15 protein-coding genes are annotated in these 19,206 nt (G+C 39.0%); 10 read left to right on the forward strand and 5 right to left on the reverse strand.

The genetic code is table 11. The features are described 5' to 3' along the window. The first annotated feature begins 76 nt into the window (after window positions 1-76). The 7 genes from glnE to FTV27_RS12220 all read left to right on the forward strand — a co-directional run bounded on the left by glnE (window position 77) and on the right by FTV27_RS12220 (window position 9,146). Entirely contained in the window at window positions 77-2,836 is a 2,760-nt protein-coding gene (gene glnE, locus FTV27_RS12190) for a bifunctional [glutamate--ammonia ligase]-adenylyl-L-tyrosine phosphorylase/[glutamate--ammonia-ligase] adenylyltransferase (RefSeq protein ID WP_180078739.1), read from the forward strand. Window positions 2,837-2,854: 18 nt separating this feature from the next. Further along, window positions 2,855-3,781, forward strand: a complete 927-nt coding sequence (locus tag FTV27_RS12195) for a branched-chain amino acid transaminase (protein ID WP_078191262.1) — start codon at window positions 2,855-2,857, stop codon at window positions 3,779-3,781. A gap of 82 nt (window positions 3,782-3,863) precedes the next feature. Further along, window positions 3,864-4,757, forward strand: a complete 894-nt coding sequence (locus tag FTV27_RS12200) for a mitochondrial fission ELM1 family protein (RefSeq protein ID WP_180078741.1) — start codon at window positions 3,864-3,866, stop codon at window positions 4,755-4,757. Window positions 4,758-4,844: 87 nt separating this feature from the next. Then, window positions 4,845-6,323, forward strand: coding sequence for a phosphoethanolamine transferase (locus FTV27_RS12205; RefSeq protein WP_180078743.1), 1,479 nt, complete (start codon window positions 4,845-4,847; stop codon window positions 6,321-6,323). 171 nt (window positions 6,324-6,494) lie between these two features. Then, the gene (locus FTV27_RS12210; protein ID WP_168378742.1) at window positions 6,495-7,514 is read left to right on the forward strand and encodes a glycosyltransferase; all 1,020 of its coding nucleotides are present in this window, start codon (window positions 6,495-6,497) and stop codon (window positions 7,512-7,514) included. Beyond that, window positions 7,498-8,151 (forward strand): YrbL family protein, encoded by a 654-nt coding sequence (locus FTV27_RS12215; protein WP_168378743.1) that lies wholly within the window; start codon window positions 7,498-7,500, stop codon window positions 8,149-8,151. The genes FTV27_RS12210 and FTV27_RS12215 overlap by 17 nt, the downstream gene beginning before the upstream one ends. A 2-nt stretch (window positions 8,152-8,153) precedes the next feature. Next, window positions 8,154-9,146, forward strand: coding sequence for a glycosyltransferase (locus tag FTV27_RS12220; protein ID WP_168378744.1), 993 nt, complete (start codon window positions 8,154-8,156; stop codon window positions 9,144-9,146). A gap of 1 nt (window position 9,147) precedes the next feature. Here FTV27_RS12220 and FTV27_RS12225 read toward each other — a convergent pair whose 3' ends face one another. Next, window positions 9,148-10,032, reverse strand: coding sequence for a hypothetical protein (locus tag FTV27_RS12225; protein WP_180078744.1), 885 nt, complete (start codon window positions 10,030-10,032; stop codon window positions 9,148-9,150). Window positions 10,033-10,133: 101 nt separating this feature from the next. Here FTV27_RS12225 and FTV27_RS12230 point away from each other — a divergent pair, with 101 nt between their 5' ends. Beyond that, entirely contained in the window at window positions 10,134-10,889 is a 756-nt protein-coding gene (locus FTV27_RS12230; RefSeq protein WP_180022427.1) for a glycosyltransferase family 25 protein, read from the forward strand. Window positions 10,890-11,043: 154 nt separating this feature from the next. Here the strand turns inward: FTV27_RS12230 and FTV27_RS12235 are convergent, their stop codons facing one another. The 4 genes from FTV27_RS12235 to FTV27_RS12250 form a co-directional block, all read right to left on the reverse strand. Next, window positions 11,044-11,265 carry a hypothetical protein gene (locus FTV27_RS12235; protein ID WP_180022426.1) on the reverse strand — a complete coding sequence of 74 codons (222 nt, stop codon included), beginning with the start codon at window positions 11,263-11,265 and terminating at the stop codon, window positions 11,044-11,046. A gap of 125 nt (window positions 11,266-11,390) precedes the next feature. Further along, window positions 11,391-12,257: a lysophospholipid acyltransferase family protein gene (locus FTV27_RS12240; protein WP_180078746.1), complete on the reverse strand. Its 867-nt coding sequence runs from the start codon at window positions 12,255-12,257 to the stop codon at window positions 11,391-11,393. A 314-nt stretch (window positions 12,258-12,571) separates the two neighbouring features. Further along, window positions 12,572-14,356 (reverse strand): aspartate--tRNA ligase, encoded by a 1,785-nt coding sequence (gene aspS, locus FTV27_RS12245; RefSeq protein ID WP_180078748.1) that lies wholly within the window; start codon window positions 14,354-14,356, stop codon window positions 12,572-12,574. Between the two features lie 160 nt (window positions 14,357-14,516). Then, a complete protein-coding gene (locus FTV27_RS12250; RefSeq protein ID WP_180078750.1) occupies window positions 14,517-15,296 on the reverse strand; it encodes a DUF4184 family protein in 780 nt (259 codons plus the stop codon). Window positions 15,297-15,443: 147 nt separating this feature from the next. Here FTV27_RS12250 and znuD point away from each other — a divergent pair, with 147 nt between their 5' ends. Continuing rightward, window positions 15,444-17,555 carry a zinc piracy TonB-dependent receptor ZnuD gene (gene znuD / locus FTV27_RS12255; RefSeq protein ID WP_180078752.1) on the forward strand — a complete coding sequence of 704 codons (2,112 nt, stop codon included), beginning with the start codon at window positions 15,444-15,446 and terminating at the stop codon, window positions 17,553-17,555. A gap of 109 nt (window positions 17,556-17,664) precedes the next feature. Then, window positions 17,665-19,131 (forward strand): phospholipase D family protein, encoded by a 1,467-nt coding sequence (locus tag FTV27_RS12260; RefSeq protein ID WP_180078754.1) that lies wholly within the window; start codon window positions 17,665-17,667, stop codon window positions 19,129-19,131. Window positions 19,132-19,206 lie beyond the last annotated feature (75 nt).

The following is a 19,206-nucleotide window of genomic DNA, read 5'->3' on the forward strand; positions in this document are numbered from 1 at the left end:
TAAAAGCCTAAAAATACTTTTCCCTAAGCGTTATCAACTGTTATAACTAGAAAAAAATCACGCTAGGGTTTGTGAAATGAATACGGAGCAATTGCAGAAAACATTACGTGCCAGTCAATATGCTGAACAGGTGCTCGGAATCCATCAGGCCAGTTTAGAACAAGACTATGCAATTGATCAGTTTCAAACCTCGCTCAGTACAGCACAAATTCAACATTTTGTCGCAAGCAGCCTTGCCGATATCCAAGATGAAAATAGTTGGATGCGTGCAATTCGTGTGCTGCGCGCACGTCTGATGTTTCGTTGGATTTGGCAAGATGCCAATCAACTCACCGATGTCGTCAGCTTAACTCGAGAGCTTTCAGACTTTGCCGATGCGTCCATCTGTGCGGCAAAAGATTTTGCACTAAAGCCGTTGATTGCGAAATATGGCGAACCGCTAGGCTATAAGGGGAAATTTCAAGACCTAATTGTGGTTGCCATGGGAAAACTTGGTGCACAGGAACTTAATCTTTCAAGTGATATTGATCTTATTTTTGCCTTTGATGAACAGGGCGAAACCAATGGTCGAAAATGTATTGATGTGCAGCAGTTCTGTATTTTATGGGGACAGAAATTAATTTACTTGCTTGACCATATTACCGCAGATGGTTTTGTCTTCCGTGTAGATATGCGTCTTCGCCCATGGGGTGATGGTTCTGCCTTGGCAATCAGTCATGCGGCATTAGAAAAATATTTAAGCCAGCATGGACGCGAATGGGAACGCTATGCCTGGATTAAGGCACGGATCGTCACGGGCGGTAAAGAAGGCGCCGAGTTATTGGAAATGACCCGACCTTTCGTCTTCCGCAAATATGTCGATTACACCGCTTTCGAAGCTATGCGTGACATGAAAGCCATGATAGAACGTGAAGTGCTACGTCGTAATATCGAAGATGATATTAAACTCGGTGCAGGCGGAATTCGTGAAGTTGAGTTTATTGTTCAAGTCTTTCAGCTCATCTATGGCGGTTCAAAACTCGAGTTGCAAGACCGTCAATGTTTAGTGAGTCTGCATCATTTAGGTGAAGTTGGATTATTAGAAAAAACCGCAGTTGCTGATCTAGAAGATGCATATTTATTTTTACGTCGCATTGAACATGCGATTCAAGCGCTCAATGATCAGCAAACCCAATCGTTGCCCCATGAGCCTGAACCCCGCCAGCGCATTTTAAATACTTTAGGTTTTGCATCTTGGGATGACTTTTTGAATGTGCTCAATCAGAAACGTGCCAAAGTCATTTACCAGTTTGAACATCTTATTAAAGAAAAAGAACCCGATCCGTTATTGGAAAGCTTTAGTCATTTAGAAGCACAGTTAAATGATGTTTTAGATGATGATGCCAAAAATTTAATTCACGAATTTTGGTATGGACATGCGCTGAAAAAATTACCTGCCAAAGCTGTACAGCGCTTAAAAACCTTTTGGCCACATCTCATTGAGGCGATATTACAGTCAGATAAACCTCAGGTGGCCTTACTACGTCTCATGCCTTTGGTGGAGTCGGTGCTGCGCCGTACAGTCTATTTGGTGATGCTGATTGAGAGCAAAGGGGCATTACAACGATTAGTGAAAATGGCAACAGTCAGTCCTTGGATCTGCGAAGAATTGACGCATTATCCCGTGCTGTTGGACGAGTTTTTATCGATGGATTTTGAGCTGCCAAAACGTAAAGATTTAGAAGACTCTCTACGACAACAATTGCTTCGCATTGAAATCGATCAAGTTGAAGATCAGATGCGTGTTCTTCGATTATTTAAAAAATCCAATGTCTTAGCAGTAGCTGCTAGTGATGTGTTGGCCGAAAGCCCATTGATGAAAGTATCGGATGCATTGACCGATATTGCTGAAGTGTCGGTGAATGCAACCTTGCATTTGGCATATCAAATTGTTGCCAAAAAACATGGTTATCCAATCGATGCAGAAGGGCAGCGTTGTTCGATTGATCACATGGCTTTTGCGGTGATTGGCTATGGCAAGGTGGGTGGCATCGAGCTAGGTTATGGTTCGGACTTGGATTTGGTCTTTATTCACTATATGGACGAACAAGCGGATACCGATGGACAGAAACCAATTAGTGGCTTTGAATTTGCCATGCGGGTGGCACAAAAATTTATGTCCTTAATGACCACGCAAACCCTAGATGGTCGAGTGTATGAAGTGGACACACGTTTACGACCTTCGGGAGAGGCGGGTTTATTGGTGACCAGCTTAAAAGCCTTTGAGCAATATCAACATAAAAATGCTTGGGTCTGGGAGCATCAAGCTTTAGTACGTGCCAGAACGATTGCAGGTGAGCACAGTTTACGGATTGAAATTGAAAACTTGCGCTGCAATATTTTGACTCAGCCACGCGATGAGAACAATGTTCGTGCAGAAGTGCTAAAAATGCGCCAAAAAATGAAAGACCATCTAGGTTCTTCTAAAGAGCAGCAAAAAGATGGAATTTTTCATTTAAAACAAGATGCAGGTGGTATCGTTGACATCGAATTTATGGCACAGTATGCAGTATTAGCATGGAGTGGGTCGAATCCCGATCTCGCCCATTACTCTGACAACGTACGAATCCTTGAGGATGCCGCAAGAACGGATTGCTTATCCAGCGCCGATGCGACAGCATTGATTCAAGCTTATCTCCGTGAACGAGCCGAGAGCCACCGTTTAGCACTTGCGAATCAATCCATGCAAGTTTCAGCTGACGATTGGCACGATACCCGAGTGGTCGTTTGCAAGCTATGGCAAAGATTAATTGATCCAACTGCAACGTTTGCATTGGATAAAAATGACTGTGTATAAAAATTTGGAGTGTGTGCCATGAACTTGGCTGATCGTGATGGTTTTATTTGGCAAGATGGACAATTGGTTGACTGGCGTGAGGCGAAAACTCACGTATTAACACATACATTGCATTACAGCATGGGTGTGTTTGAAGGCGTCCGTGCTTATGAAACTCCGAATGGAACGGCTATTTTCCGTTTAAAAGAACACACTAAGCGTTTATTAAATTCTGCAAAAATTTATCAAATGAAAGTCCCATTTGATCATGCAGCATTAGAACAAGCTCAAATTGATGTGGTTCGTGAAAATAAATTGGCTTCTTGCTATTTACGCCCAATTATTTTTATTGGTTCAGAAAAATTAGGTATTGCAGCAACTGACAATACCATTCATGCCGTTGTTGCTGCATGGAGCTGGGGTGCTTACCTTGGTGATGAAGCGATGGCGAAGGGTATTCGTGTTAAAACGTCTTCATTTACGCACCATCATCCAAACGTGACCATGTGTAAAGCAAAAGCATCTGGTAACTATACTTTGTCCATTCTTGCACACCAAGAAGTGGCACATGCTGGCTATGACGAAGCAATGTTACTCGACCCACAAGGTTATGTATGTCAAGGTTCAGGCGAAAATGTATTCTTAGTTCGTGATGGCGTGATTCATACTCCTGACATCGCGGGTGGTGCACTTGATGGTATTACGCGTCAAACGATTATTACGATAGCGAAAGACCTTGGTTTTGAAGTGGTTGAACGTCGTATTACACGTGACGAATTCTATATCGCTGATGAAGCATTCTTCACAGGTACTGCTGCTGAAGTGACACCAATCCGTGAATATGATGACCGTCAAATTGGTGAAGGTTGTCGTGGTCCAATCACTGAGCAAATCCAAACTGCATTCTTTAATGCGGTTCAGGGTAAAGACCCTAAATATGCGCACTGGTTAACTTACGTAAAATAAGCTGATCGGTTAAGATGAAAAGGCGAAACTAAGTTTCGCCTTTTTTATTGGCCTGAAGATATTGAATTTTTGGAACGTGACTATGCATATTGTTTATGTCAGTGATGGGAAAGCGGGACATCGCTCACAAGCTTTGGGTTTATTTAAAGCCATACAGCGCCAATCTCAGGAAGCAGTCACATTTCAAGAAATTTCAATTGATGATTTGCCTATACTGACACTTATTTCTGCGCTATTTAGCCATCAGCTTCATGCCGTAGAACACGAGCCAACTTATATTTTTGGCGTCGGTAGCCACACACATTTTCGAGTATGGCTGTTGGGCAAGGTGTATAACAAAGCCAAAACCATTATTTTAATGAAGCCAAGCTTGCCGTTTGCATGGTTTGATTATGCGGTAATTCCACAGCACGATGGTATTCAGGCATCTAATAAAGTACTAACCACACAAGGTGCGTTAAATCCTATTGTGAATGAGGAGCGGCATCAGCACGGTCGAATCCTGATCGCTTTGGGTGGCTCTTCAAAACGCCATCAGTGGAATGCGGCTAAAGTGCTCCAAGCGATTGAACAGATAGTCGAGCAGAATCCAAATTCAGCAATCATTTTGACCACTTCACGGCGCACACCAAAAGCATTTTTAGCAGAACTAACGCAGTTGAAAAATATTGAAAAATTGCAGATTTTCCCTGTTGAGGATACGCCGCAAGGTTGGATTTTTGAAGAAATGCAAAAAGCTGAAGCAGTTTGGGTGACTGAAGATAGTGTTTCAATGATTTACGAGGCTCTCACCGCGGGTTGTAAAGTCGGGGTGATTGAAGTGGATCGCTTGAAGGAAGACCGGATTACCAAGTCGGTAGATGAAATTTTAAAACAAGGCTTGGTGTCGTTACAGACCACTTTAACTGATTTGAATCTCGCTACCGAATTTAAAGAAACTGACCGTATCGCCAAAAAGATTGTACTCGGTCCCTAAAGTATAGATAATACCCGACGAAAAATTTCTACCAACATTTCAGTCTAACTAGACAATGTTTGAATAATATTAAAGGGTTGTCAGGTCATGCTAAAAACCTATTTGTTTCCATTTTTGCTTTCAATTGGGTTTTGCGTTGGGTTGGGTTTTGGGGACTATTTATCTGAAGTCAAAGATGCTCCTTTATTTTTTATCTTGGTTCTTTCGAGTACGTTTTTTTTCATTGCAGTAAAACAATTACATAGTCGTATTTTTAAGTACATTTTCCTTGCGCTGTTTTTTGTCATTAGCTTGTATATTGCAAGTGGGACGGGGTTCTTACAAGGGCACATGTCTTTGGGAATCGTGGCATCGATGTTCCAAAGCAATACCAATGAAGCCTTTGAATTTTTATCTGTAGTTAATCCTAAATATATTGTTTTTGCCTTAATTATTTTTTTAAGTCTCTGTTTTTATATTTTATTTTTTAATCAAGCTAATCAGGGAAATTATCGCAAGCTGATTTTGGCACTTATCTTTATTGCTAACGGCGTCAGTGTGTTTGGTGTTCAAACTGCACTGGCGACGGTTAAATATAAACAAGAAGAGGCCAAGCTCCTTGAAGATAATTTGCAAGATGTCGATTGGCAAATTCAGCAGGTGAATGCTAGCTATGATAATCAAGTGATTATCATTGGTGAGAGTGTTCAGCGAGATCATTTATCACTTTACGGTGCGAAAGAAGATACCACGCCTTTTTTAAATGAGATGCCACTGGATGTTGTAGATCATTACATCGCGACAGCACCAAATACGGTAACCAGTCTGACTCGAACGCTGACTTTGGTCGATCAAAACCGTGAACCTCAAATTGCAAAAAATGTGGTGACGCTTGCAAAACAAGCTGGCTATAACACCATGTGGATTTCAAATCAGGGATTTATGGGGAAAAATGATACGGCAATTTCTAAAATTGCGATTCATGCCGATCATCAGTTTTTTCTGAAAAGTGGTAACTATATGTCGAGTAATATTGATGACGACAAATTGGTCGAAATATTACAGGCCCAGTTAAAAAAATATGCTAATCAAAAAAATGTAATTTTTATTCATATGATGGGTTCACATCCGGATGCTTGTGAACGTCTGTTTAAGGCACCACGTATGTATGCGAATAAACCTGAAACGATTAATTGTTATTTATCTTCGATCAATAAGTTGGATCACTTTATAGAACAGATATATACCTCTTTGAAGGCTGATCAGCGTAGTTTCAGTGTGACCTATTTTTCTGATCATGGTATGACCGTGGATGAAGATTCATATCATGTAGATAATGAATTTAAAGATAATTATCAGGTTCCATTTTTTGTATTACGTAGCGATGCGCAGGCCAAAAACCACTATAACAAGACTGTGAGTGCCTATGATTATATGCATATTTATGCAGATTTATTGGGGGTGAAAACACCATTATTAGATCCTAAAAAATCGTTGGCGAATATCGAAGACAATCAAAATGTCACCGTTTTTGATTGGGATGATTATGTGCCATATAAAAAATTAAATGAAAGCGAAGCGCAATGATTTACAGCAAAAAATAAAAATGAATTGATTTTTTTTGTTTTATTTGTAAGTCTTAGCAGAATTGATAAATCACTTTTAATTTGTTGTTAGAGGTTATTTATAATTGAATTACCCAGGTAAGATTAAGAAAGAAATTTTAATTATGTTAAAATATGATTGCAGAGTTAACTTATGAAAATATTACATATCAATAATTTTGCTTTTAAAAAATCTGGGGCTGAATTTTATAATACAGACAGAAAAATTTCGGCAGGTTTGATTTTAAATGGTCATCATGTTTATGACTTCTCTTTTCATGATATGGCTTATTATGGCACCATTTGGCGCACTAAAAAAGTTGGTAAAAAATGGGCAAATCAAGAAGTATTAAAAGTTGTAAAAAATTTTGAACCAGATTTAATCCTAATAGGCCATTCATCATTATTGAGTACGGAAACGTTAAAACAAGTTAAAGCACAATATCCCAAAACGAAAGTAGCATTTTGGTATGTTGATTGGATTTGCGTAGATAAGAAAGCGAATTTTATTAAAGAATGGTCGCCTTATTTAGATTGTATTTTTGTCACCACAAGTGGTGAGTTATTAAAGACTTTAGGAAATGGCAATAAAGTGGCTTATATGCCAAATATGAGTCTGGATGCTGTTGATAGTCTAAAAAATTTTGAAAAAAATGAATTTGTGAATGAATTGGTCTTTTGTGGTTCATCTTCTGATGTGGAACGTACTCAATTTATTCGTAGTTTGCAACAAAAAATTAAACATATTCCTACACGTTATTGTGGTTTTGATGAAGATCCAAAAGTTTTTGGTGCGGAATATTTTAAAGTTTTAAGTCAATCCCGTATGGGCTTAAACTATTCACGTGCGAATTCATTAGATTTATATACATCAGATCGTATTACACAACTGACAGGTAATGGGTTATTGACCTTCACACCTCATATTCCTGGATTTGAGACGTTATTTTCAGATAAAGAAGTGGTGTATTTTAGTGATGTTGATGATTTAGCAAATAAGGTTCAATATTATGTGAATCATCCCGAGGAAGCAAAAGTGATTGCTGAAGCTGGTTGGAACAGAACGCATTCTAGCTATAGTTCAAAACGTGTCACAAAGTTCATGTTAGAGACTATTTTCTCACAGCCTTATACCGAAGACTATGAATGGAAGGATCATGTTTTCAGTTGCTAAGTTAGAGTCAGCAGAGTATTTGGGGGCGGGAGCAAATCGTTATTGCGTGATTTCACCTTCCGATCCTCAGGTGTGTTTAAAAATAGATTTACCTCCAGAACAACGTCAAATTAAGAATTTTCGCCAAAAAATCCAACGCTTTTTAAGCGCTCATTTTTATCGGTTTAATGAAAATTACATTGAATGGAGTGCATATCAGCGTTTAAAAAGACGTATTGATGAGCATGAATTACATCAATTTATTGCCTCTTGTTTGAAGTTAGAAGTTGTTCATGCACAACTAATTCTTAGTTGTGAGTTAATTCGGGATGAGCAAGGTGAGGTATCGCTTAGTCTTCATCATTATCTCAAGCATCAAATACCATTGAATATAGAGGCTGTATGTCACTCGATTGATCAGTTAACGGATTGGCTAATTCAACATAATATTCCACTATTTGATTTAAACTCGGGTAATTTAGTTGTTCAACATCATCGAGGTGGACTTAGATTAAAATGTATTGATGTTAAATCAACATTAAAGAGTAAGGAGATTATTCCATGGTCTTATTGGTCTGATTTCTTAATGCATAAAAAACTTCGTCGCCGTGCAGAGCGTCTCAAGCAGTTGATACAAAAAAATATGAAGTCGGAGTAATCATGAAAATTGTACAGGTCATGGCAACGAATGGTGGTATGGGGGGGTTGGAAAAACATACATTAGATTTATGTCGTGGATTGGCGCAAAGTCATGAAGTTCATTTAATTGCAGATCGTTCCTATCAACAAAAACTAAGTGGTCATATCACACTACATCCATTTGATTTTTCTAGAAGTCGCTGGAATCCGTTTCTCATTTATGCGTTAGTTAAACAAATAAAGCAACTTCAACCAGACGTTTTACATGTTCAGGCAAGTAAAGCAGCAAGTATTTTAGCACCGTGGTTAAAGCAGTTTTCTTGTAAAAAGATTGTCACCGTACATGGGATGAAAAGTAATTTAAAACCATTCATGGCGTTTGATGACATCATTGCTGTGAGTGGGAAAATTAAAGCAAAATTTCCGATTTCAAAATCAGTTCATGTGATTTGGAATGGTGTAGATCAAGATATTAATCAAATTAATAATAAAGTGAAATGTGAAAATCAGCCTACCATTGCCTTGGCGATTGGTAGATTGGAAACAGTGAAAGGCTTTCATATCCTGATTGATGCTTGGAAAAATATCAATGCTGAATTATGGATTGTAGGGGATGGGACTCAGTACCAATCGCTGAAAACTCAGATCGACCAACTTAACTTAAATGATCGTGTAAAACTATTGGGTTTTCGGTCAGATATTTCTGATTTACTTGCTCAGGTAGATTGCTTCGTAATTTCTTCTTTAAAAGAAGGTGGTCCTATTACTTTGGCTGAAGCTCTATTGAGTCACGTACCAACTCTATCGACTGATGTTGGGATGGTGCCTGACTTTATTGATGGGCAGTTTATCTGTGAACCGAATTCGAGTGAACAGATGGCGAACTTGATATCGAGGGAATTAAAACCTAGAGCTGAAATGCTCCCTCTATTCGAAGCAGCATTTATAAAAGCAGAGCAAAACCTAAAATTTGAATCAATGTTGCAGCAAACTGAAAATTTGTATCAAAATTAAGTTAAAGTTTTTTAGGGGTTTCACGAATTGCGTCTATCACAATATGTTGGTTAAAAATATTAAAGGTATGACAGCCATTATCATTCGGGTGCCACTCACTATCTAATTTCATCCAAAATTTCTCTTCGTAGTGTTCTGGAGAAAGTTTTGTAACTTCATTGAGGTCTAAGCTGCCACCATAGCGTTTCAGAGAGTCCTGTGATGGGCGGACTAATTTATTGTTGATCATGCTCAAGTGACCACCTGGGCGATATTGCACAATGCCTTTTTTAACTGGGTTTTGAGGATGTGGTTGCCAATCACTACTCAGTAGATTCTCACTGTAAAAAATATGGAGTTCATTACCATATTTTTTTGATTTTTGATTTTTAATCGCGGTAAATAGATACCACATTCCATTTTGATAATACGGTGTAGTATCTGCAGCATTTATATGACTTATTAATGTACGATCAAATTCCCAAGAATATGGAAAATTTGTACATTTCCATAACTCGATACTTTGGTTGGCTGCACTTTCAGGAATCATGTACCAAATATCTTCATGTTTGAATATACAAGGATAAGAAAGGTGATAAGAGCACTGAATAATTGGAGTAGGTGGACTGTATTGACCGTCCTGAAAAACTTCCATGACAGATAAATAACCAACAGGATGCTCAGGTGAAACTTCTTCAATAAAAATATATGTACGTCCATTTTCTTCTACAATAAATGGATCGGCATAAACGTGCCCTTCAGGTGCATGAATTTCATGTAAGGATAGAATTTGCTGGGGTTCAAAAGGCAACTGTAGTTGGCCAAAGCGTAGGTACCATCTAGAGTTAAATTTTAACTCTCTTTTTTTTTGTAGAAATGAAAACCATTTTTTAACAATAAACCGCATATATAACTCTATTTTTAATTAAGATTCTCTAACAATTGAATAGTTAGACATACAAATGATATGATTTAGCTATCAATTTAGCATTTATTTTTAATCAGTTCATGAAAAAATATGTGATTTCTATCGAGAAAGAAAATAGTGAACGACTAGTAGATTTTTTTAAGCAAAGAATATTTAGAAATTCAAGTTCATTTAATAAAATTGGGGTAGTTGGTAAAAAATTAACAGTTGATGAGTATTTTCATTTGGGGGTATTAGGAAAAAGTAGACCTTTAACGCCAGGTGAATTAGGTTGTACACTGTCTCATTTAAAAGCTTATCAAGACTTTTTAGATACAGATGCTAATTTGGCATTTGTATTTGAAGATGATGCAATTTCACTATTAAGTGAGATTGATTTTGATGAGTTCTATTCACATATAGAAAAATTGAGCTTAAATTCTACATTTTTTCTTAGCTTAGGTGGTATTCAACTCAGTTGTGCTAAAAATGTGTATGGTAGATTTATTGAGCAAAAAATATTTGAGCGAAATATATTAAAGATCCATCCTTTATTTATTGAAAATATGACCTCTACATATGCTTATGTTTTAGATCGTAAGATGGCTGAAATTTTACTCCAATATCACAAATCACCCAAATTATGTGATCAATGGGGAGGGGTGATTGTAAAATATCCATATGTAAATTTTTATGCCTCTTACCTTTTTGATCATCCGCCTCTAATAGATGCAGTTACAGATAGTTATTTACAAAAGGAAAGAGAACAGATTCAGTTAATAAAAAATAAGAAAAAAAGTTATGTTAAAAAATATAAAAAGAAAGTTCTGAAAATATTCTTAAGTAAGTATAAATGATTGAATACGAATAATTTATTCTGTTTTTATAAAATTATATCCTACTTTATTTCTAAATAAAATTTCATGTAAATATAAAGTAGGTCAAATTTTTAGTTAACAGTTTATAAAATTTCTATACTATTTAATTTTTTAAAAGAGACTTTAGAGTGTTTTAAGAGTCCTTTTCCGCATTACCCTTTAACACCATGTAAATCAAACCTACAAAAATTAATAATGCACCTGCAAGGCTGCTGACACAAAATAGAACAATGCGGTTATAGGTAGTTAAGTTAAATAATTCGTTGGCTAAAATGTAGCGCATGAACAACCATTGTACGACAGAAAAAACAATCAACACGATTGCACGACGACGGACTTCAGGACGCATAGCCATAGGAGAATCACTTAAAGTGGAAATTGAGGCTATTATGCCACTGTCGATAATTGATCTCAATTAAATAAGATTAATTCAAGCCTGCGGAACACAACTCTAAAGGTTGAGATGTTCTTAGATCACCTTTATTTGCGGTACATATTGATATTGCCAAAGCAGACCCGAAAACGTTTATAAGACCAGATATACTGTTCTGGTGCTTGGTTAATGATGTCTTGCATGGCAATGTTGAGCGTGTCGACAGAACATTGTAAGTCTTTAGATAAAATCTCGTCTGATAAGGTTTGGCAATGCACATCAAAGTACTGTAGGTTAGGTTGTCGGATACAACTTAATCCAATGACATTGCATTGGGTTTTTGCAGCAAGTTTGGAAACCAGCGTGATCGATAAAGTATTTTGCCCAAAAAAATTGGAATAAATACCGCTAGAAGACTTCGGTAAATGGTCTGGTAAAATGACCGTTAGGCCACCTTGTTTCAAATGTTTAAAAATGGCACGGACCCCCGTTTCATCTGTCGGGACTAAGGTTGCATTGAACTTCTCTCGTGCTTCTAACAGATAACGATTGATCCCTTTATTTTTATTCGGTTTATACATAATCATCGGTTCTGTATACAAGTTCAGCCATGCATTGAGTAGTTCCCAACAGCCAAAATGCGGAACCACAACAATGACACCTTTTTTATTTGCCAGTGCTTCCGTGAGGATATTTTCACCATAAATGTTTTTCAATAAGTTCAGGCTATAACTCGGCGGCATCCCCCAACATTTAATAAATTCAATATAGGTCAGGCATTGGCTACGGATACTTTGACTGACGAGCTGTCTCTGAGCTGTCTCTGACAAATCTGGGTAGGCTAGTTGAATATTGATGCTAGTGATACGTTTGATCGATGAATTAAACAGATCAAGAATACACGCAATCATCAAAGCCAAGTTTTGTAACAGCCAAAGCGGCAGTAATGCGATGATTTTGAATAGAAAGTACATGGATCACAAGGTCTCAAAATTTACAGCATGGAATAAAATAAATTTTGTCAAGAGACCGGACTTATTCAATGAAAAGTACAAAAAGATCTGAATCTAAAAACAAAATAATCGGAAGTGGAAAATTGAGCTGTCCATTGCTCAAAGGATGTAGTGCAACATCATAACGTACTTGAAGCGTTTTGATATTAGCAAAGTACATCAAATCTTTAATTTATGTTTTGTAGGTTTTCTACCACCTTTTGTAGGTTGACATAAAAAACCCTGCATAGCGCAGGGTTTTTTGAAACTTAAAATCTAAATCTTAAAATGTAAGATTATTTAGATTCTTCAGCTTTTGGTTTTTCACGTAAGCGAATACCTAAGTCACGTAATTGGTTCGCTTCAACTGGCGCAGGCGCTTGAGTTAAAGGACATTCCGCAGTCTTAGTTTTCGGGAATGCAATCACGTCACGGATAGAAGATGCACCAGTCATCAACATCACTAAACGGTCAAGACCGAATGCTAAACCACCGTGAGGAGGCGCACCGAATTTCAAGGCGTTAAGCAAGAAGCTGAATTTCTCTTCTGCTTCTTCTTCAGAAATACCAAGCGCTTCAAAGATCGCTTTTTGCATTTCTAGGTTGAAGATACGTAATGAACCACCACCGATTTCAGTACCGTTCAATACCATATCGTAAGCAACAGACAATGCAGCACCTGGGTTGTTTTTCACTTCTTCAACGCTTGATTTTGGCAGCGTGAATGGGTGGTGAACAGACGTCCATTTACCGTCATCAGTTTCTTCGAACATTGGGAAGTCAACAACCCAAAGTGGCGCCCACTCGCAAGTTGCAAGTTTCATGTCGTGACCGACTTTAATACGTAAAGCACCCATCGCATCGTTTACGATTTTCGCTTTATCTGCACCGAAGAATACGATATCGCCATTTTCAGCGCCAACACGTTTCAATAGATCAAGCACGATTGGCTCGATGAATTTAACGATTGGAGATTGAAGACCTTCAATACCTTTTTCAAGTTCGTTGACTTTGATGTAAGCCAAGCCTTTCGCGCCATAAATGCCAACGAATTTAGTGTATTCGTCAATTTGGCTACGTGGAAGCGCGCCAGCACCTGGTACGCGAAGCGCAACAATACGGCCTTTAGGATCTTTAGCAGGACCTGCGAATACTTTGAACTCAACGTCTTGCATCATGTCTGCAACGTCAACCAATTTCAAAGGAATACGTAAGTCAGGTTTATCAGATGCATAGTCACGCATTGCATCTGCATACGTCATACGTGGGAACTTGTCGAACTGAACGTTTAGAAGTTCTTTGAACATCTTAACCGTTAAACGTTCCATCAAATCCATAATGTCATCGTCACTCATGAACGATGTTTCAACGTCGATTTGTGTGAATTCAGGCTGACGGTCAGCACGTAAGTCTTCATCACGGAAACATTTCGCGATTTGGTAGTAACGATCAATACCACCCACCATCAACAACTGTTTGAATAGCTGTGGAGATTGTGGAAGCGCATAGAAGCTACCGTTAGAAACACGGCTTGGTACTAAGTAGTCACGTGCACCTTCAGGAGTCGCACGCGTTAAAATAGGTGTTTCAACGTCTAAGAAACCATTTTCTTCGAAGTAGTTACGAATTAGGTTAGTCAATTTAGAACGGAAACGAAGACGATCTAACATTTCTGGACGACGAATATCGAGGAAACGATATTTCAAACGTACTTCTTCAGAAATATTTGTGTTGTCGTCATTCAATGGGAATGGTGGAGTTTCTGAACCAGCAAGCACTTCGATTTCTTTACCAAGAACTTCGATTTGACCGCTAGTCATATTCGCGTTTTCAGTACCTGCGTAACGACGACGTACACGGCCTGTAATTTTTAATACGAATTCTGAACGTGCTTTGTCCGCAGTTGCGAATGCTTCAGGGGTATCTGGGTCAATAACCACTTGAACAAGACCGTCACGGTCACGCATGTCAAGGAAGATTACACCACCGTGGTCACGGCGACGATGTACCCAACCGCATAATGTAACGGTTTGGTCAATTTGAGCTTCGGTTAAAGAACCGCAGTAATGAGTTCGCATCATAGCGTTAGAAATCCAACTATATGGGTTAAGGTCAGCGAATACGTAAACAGCGTACCGCTTTTATTCGAATAGGGGATTATGCCTCTTTTTGGCTGTTTTGTCACAAGGACTTATTGCTAAAACTGCCAAATTTACAGCAAATTTTCGGTCAATGATGGGCTTAAGCCGATGACGTTGAAAAAATATTGCTGCTCTTGCTTAAGATCAGAAATATCAGACTACCGAAGCTAAACGTGGCTAAAAATGCACGGAAAAAATAATTAATGGCTTTGCCGACATAGGCATACAAGTCGTGTACAAAGGCATCAGAATAAATACTGTCAGCAAAATAAAAATAACTTGCGATGCCCGCAGCTAAAGACAGGGCCGCTAAACCATATACATAGACTTTGATGGATGTGGGGACGTTTGCAGTACTTCGATAGTGAAGATGATGACGATAAATCATCCATGCCAAAAAGGGGAGTGCCAATCCAGATAATCCAATTTGCAACACGCGATGTAGGGGATATGAATGACCAAAAAATTGAATCGGTAGAATCAATAGATCCTTAAATGCAAAGGTACGAAAGTCAACATGGGTCAAGCCATCCCAAACAATATGCGTCGAAGTTCCAATGATGAGTGCGAGGATGAGACTGAGCATAAACCCACAGAATTGATTAAGACTCTGTAGATGCAGCGGCTTATTTAAACCAAAAAAAGCAAATAACATCGGGCGATAAAGCACATACCACAGCACACAAAACAGCAAACCAAGGATTAAGTTTGGAACAATTAACCCCGACCATTGATGTGAACCTGCATAGTCAGCATTAGTAAATAAACGGAATAAATCCGGCACCATGCTACCAATTGCGAGTGCTGCAATAGGCAGGCGGTTTCCGCTTAATTTGGAAATAGGCGGTGCGAGTACAGCATGGGATATGGTAAAAGGCATTGAACTAAAATAAATATATGAATAAATACAATGTTGTATCGGTTAGTGTATTTGATTTGGGCAGATTAGAATGTTTTTTATTGCAAAAGTAATGAAATGTTATATTATAACATTATTCAAAAATAGCCTGATTTGAGTCTCTCCAACATGTCTTTTCATAAGAATTTAATAACTGTTTCGATTTTTGCAGTGATTGCACCCAACCTTTATGCCGATGACCCAGAACAACAGGTACAAAAGCTCGAAGCCATTAATGTTCAGGTCCATCCCTTAAACCAAAGTGCGGCAGATTTTGCTGTTGCCGATAATGTCATTCAACATAAAGCCCTTGCACAAGGTGGAGTCACTATTGGTGATGCCATTGCCGGACAACCTGGAGTGTATTCAAATCAGTTTGGTGCAGGTTCAAGTCGTCCTGTGCTGCGTGGTCAAGATGGCCCTCGTGTCAAAGTCTTAGAACACGCCTCAGAAACTGCAGATGTTTCGACTTTATCTCCTGACCATGCGGTTACGGTAGATCCGATTTTGGCAAAACAAATTGAAGTCATCCGTGGGCCATCAACGCTGTTATACGCGGCAGGCACAGTCGGCGGTTTGGTCAACGTGACGGATCAAAAAATTCCTACCTCTATTCCTGATAAAGGTTATGAAGGGCAAGTTGGGCTACGTTATAACTCAGGTAGTGACGAAAAATTAGCGAGTGCAGGTGTCACTGCTGCGCTAGGAGAAAATTTTGCACTGCGAGTTGAGGGATCAAAGCGTAAAGCCAATGACTATATTGCACATCAAGGTTATTTCACTGAACACGAACATCACCATGAAGATGAAGAACCTGAACTGCATCGCGAAAAAGCACGTCGTGTCGACAATACTTTTGCTGAAGGTGAAACGATCAATATTGGTGGTTCATGGATTCATGATCGTGGTTTTGTCGGTGTTTCTTATAGCAATCGCCAAGATCAATATGGTTTGCCAGGACACGATCATAAATATGAGGACTGTCATCCGCATGATAATGAATTATTCTGTGGAGACCATGATGATCATGTCTTAGATCACTCAGATCATGACCATGGCGATGAACACGAACATGAACATGCTCATGGCGGACCTTGGGTTGATCTAAAGTCAGAACGTTATGATTTCCGTGCCGAACTTGCGAATCCGTTTGCGGGCTTCCAAAAAATCCGTGCACATGCAAGTTATACCGATTATCAACATGATGAAATTGAAGGTGATACAGCGGCAACGACCTTTAAAAGTCAGGGCTATGATGGTCGTTTAGAGTTGGTGCATAACCCGATTGCGGATTGGGAAGGGGTGATAGGCGCACAATACAATCAGCAAAAGCTCAATATCAGTGGCGAAGAGTCATTGATGAACCCAAATACAACCCAAAAATGGAGTGTATTTGGTTTAGAACATAAACAATTTGGTGATTTTCATGTCGAGCTGGGCGCCCGTGTCGATCAGCAGAAAATTCAAATCGATTCTGCACAAAAAGATTATGATGATTATAGCATCTCTTATTCAGGTGCTGTGAATTGGGCGTTTGCACCAAATTATAAATTGTCCTTGGTGGGTTCTCATCAAGAGCGTTTGCCATTGGCGCAAGAGCTGTATGCAGATGGCAAGCATTTTGCGACCAATACCTATGAACGCGGAAATGAAAATCTAGATGTTGAAAAATCTAATAATCTAGAATTAGGTTTCCATTATGAAAAAGACCAATTGGACTACCATGTACATGTGTATCACAACTGGTACGATAACTATATTTATGCTGCAACCAAAGATAATTTTGAAAACTTCCGCTTAGTTGATTACACCCAAGACAAAGCCAAGTTCTATGGTGCGGAAGCTCAAGTGGGTTATGCAGTAAATGACATGTATAAACTCAGTGTCTTTGGTGATTATGTTCGCGGCAAAATTGATGGTGAAAATGCGCCACGTGTGCCTGCAGGGCGCTTAGGAACCAAGGTCGATGTTGACTTTGCCGATGGTTGGTCAGGTCTTGCAGAATATTCACATGTATTCAAACAAGACAAAATTACTGCATTTGAGCGTGAAACAGATGGCTACAACATGGTGAATTTGGGTGTGGCCTATAGTGGTCAATTGAAAGATCAAAATGATTATCGAGTCTATTTCAAAGCCAATAATTTATTGGATGAAGATGTTTACTCTCATACGTCATTCCTTGCCAATATTCCACAAGTCGGTCGTAATTTTACGGTTGGTCTTGAATTTGGTTTCTAATTGAGTTTGCACAGACTTCTCTAAGTAAGTCTAGGTAAAGTCACAGAAATCCTCTTGAAAAATCAATGAATAAAACCTAGTCTGAGCGCATTAGACTAGGTTTTTTCTTATGCGCATCATTCAACGAATACATCACAAGCTCAATTGGTCACGTCGTCGCTATGTGGGCGTGGTCATTGGTTTATTGGTTTTAGGTTATTTGGCATCGGCAACTTATCACACGCTAAAGCCACTCCCAGAAGGGTTGAACTACACGGGAAAACTTCGCCATGCTGAAGTGAACTTTTTAGTGGATGAAACCTATATCGATGCGCAAGGAAAGCAGCAACAGGAACATCGCATTTTTAAAGAAATGCTGAAAATGATTGAGGAAGCACAGTCGACCATTGTGTTGGATATGTTTCTCTTTAATCCGCAAGTTGGTGACTCTCAATTAAAACATGAACAATTAACACAGGAGTTGACCGATGCGCTGATTTTGAAGCGTCGACTATCTCCTCAAGTGGAAATTTTTGTGATTACTGACCCGGTCAATTCGGTCTATGGCGGCATTCAACCCGAGCATTATCGTCAATTACGACAAGGGGGAATTGAGTTGATGGAAACCAATTTGGTGCCGCTTCGTGCTTCCAATCCTGCATGGTCAGGCTTTTGGTATATCTGCTGTCAAGATATTGGCAATAATCCTGAACAAGGCTGGTTACCGAATCCATTAGGTACGGAAAAAGTGACGATTCGTAGTTATATGGATCTTTTCAACTTTAAAGCCAATCATCGTAAAACCTTGGTGGTCGATACCGTTGACGGTTGGAAAGGTTTGGTCACCTCTATGAATCCACATGATGGTAGCTCACGACATTCTAATGTGGCCTTAACCGTCAAAGGCATGACCGCGATTGATCTGCTAAAGACCGAGCAAGCCGTAGGCATGATGTCTAAAGCTAATATTCCATTTGTAGTGATTAAAGATGTTGAAGCCGCGAAAACTCAGCCACAGGTTCAAGTGCTGACTGAAAAAGCCATTTATGATGCCACACTCGACTTAATTGATAGTGCGAAGAAAGCTGGAACTGAAATTGATATCGCGATGTTCTACTTGTCAGAACGTAAAATTATCAAAGCACTCATTGCTGCACATGAACGTGGCGTGAAAGTTCGTGTATTACTCGATCCGAATAAGGATGCTTTTGGACGTACCAAAAATGGCATTCCAAATCGACCTGTAGCATCCGAATTACATGAGGCGGGTATTGATGTACGTTGGTGTAATACCCAAGGTGAGCAGTGCCATAGCAAGATGATTTTAAAACGTACTGCTTATCAAGCCGATATGATTTTAGGTTCTGCCAATTTCACGGCACGTAACTTGAAAAATTATAATTTAGAAACTGATTTACGCGTGATCGGTGTGAAAGATGTTCAAGTTTTTAAAGATGCATCACAGTACTTTAATACCGCTTGGTCAAATCTGGATGGTAAACAAATGAGTGTCGATTATAGTAAATATGCGGATGAATCGACCTTGAAATATGTGTTGTATCGCTTTATGGAATGGAGCGGAATATCTACTTTTTAGAATTGTCTTAATCTCCCAAATCCCTCTTTTTTAAAGAGGGGCTTTCCTCCCTTTTTTAAAGGGAGGTTAGGAGGA

It is taken from the genome of Acinetobacter sp. YH12251, assembly GCF_013417465.1.
Classification (GTDB): Bacteria; Pseudomonadota; Gammaproteobacteria; order Pseudomonadales; family Moraxellaceae; genus Acinetobacter; species Acinetobacter amyesii.

Bases quoted from the DNA above. Each gene is read 5' to 3' on its own strand.
- FTV27_RS12235 (WP_180022426.1), bottom strand. From the start codon at position 11,265: ATGGCTATGCGTCCTGAAGTCCGTCGTCGTGCAATCGTGTTGATTGTT.
- FTV27_RS12210 (WP_168378742.1), top strand. From the start codon at position 6,495: ATGAAAATATTACATATCAATAATTTTGCTTTTAAAAAATCTGGGGCT.
- FTV27_RS12215 (WP_168378743.1), top strand. From the start codon at position 7,498: ATGTTTTCAGTTGCTAAGTTAGAGTCAGCAGAGTATTTGGGGGCGGGA.
- aspS (WP_180078748.1), bottom strand. From the start codon at position 14,356: ATGATGCGAACTCATTACTGCGGTTCTTTAACCGAAGCTCAAATTGAC.
- FTV27_RS12250 (WP_180078750.1), bottom strand. From the start codon at position 15,296: ATGCCTTTTACCATATCCCATGCTGTACTCGCACCGCCTATTTCCAAA.
- glnE (WP_180078739.1), top strand. From the start codon at position 77: ATGAATACGGAGCAATTGCAGAAAACATTACGTGCCAGTCAATATGCT.
- FTV27_RS12200 (WP_180078741.1), top strand. From the start codon at position 3,864: ATGCATATTGTTTATGTCAGTGATGGGAAAGCGGGACATCGCTCACAA.
- FTV27_RS12230 (WP_180022427.1), top strand. From the start codon at position 10,134: ATGAAAAAATATGTGATTTCTATCGAGAAAGAAAATAGTGAACGACTA.
- znuD (WP_180078752.1), top strand. From the start codon at position 15,444: ATGTCTTTTCATAAGAATTTAATAACTGTTTCGATTTTTGCAGTGATT.
- FTV27_RS12220 (WP_168378744.1), top strand. From the start codon at position 8,154: ATGAAAATTGTACAGGTCATGGCAACGAATGGTGGTATGGGGGGGTTG.
- FTV27_RS12225 (WP_180078744.1), bottom strand. From the start codon at position 10,032: ATGCGGTTTATTGTTAAAAAATGGTTTTCATTTCTACAAAAAAAAAGA.
- FTV27_RS12240 (WP_180078746.1), bottom strand. From the start codon at position 12,257: ATGTACTTTCTATTCAAAATCATCGCATTACTGCCGCTTTGGCTGTTA.
- FTV27_RS12205 (WP_180078743.1), top strand. From the start codon at position 4,845: ATGCTAAAAACCTATTTGTTTCCATTTTTGCTTTCAATTGGGTTTTGC.
- FTV27_RS12260 (WP_180078754.1), top strand. From the start codon at position 17,665: ATGCGCATCATTCAACGAATACATCACAAGCTCAATTGGTCACGTCGT.
- FTV27_RS12195 (WP_078191262.1), top strand. From the start codon at position 2,855: ATGAACTTGGCTGATCGTGATGGTTTTATTTGGCAAGATGGACAATTG.